Consider the following 237-nt stretch of genomic DNA (forward strand, 5'->3'; position numbering starts at 1 on the left):
GCATCGACACACCGGTGGCGCCGACGGGATGGCCCTTGGCCTTGAGTCCGCCGGAAAGGTTCACCGGCAGGCGCCCGCCAGCGCGCACCACGCCACTGTCGAGCACATGGTGCCCCTCGCCCTTGGGCGCCAGGCCCATGGCTTCATAGATCAGCAATTCGGCGATGGTGAAGCAATCGTGCACCTCGGCGAAGCTCAGGTCCGCCAGGGTCACATTCGCCCCGCGCAACGCCGAAT

General features: G+C 67.1%; 1 protein-coding gene. It reads right to left on the reverse strand.

Annotation, left to right across the window (positions count from 1 at the left end; all coding sequences use genetic code 11):
* A partial coding sequence (locus AC0L3B_RS40315; protein ID WP_473383653.1) for a thiolase C-terminal domain-containing protein occupies window positions 1-237 on the reverse strand: 237 nt, incomplete at both ends.

Source organism: Bradyrhizobium sp. Kon56 (genome assembly GCF_055807635.1).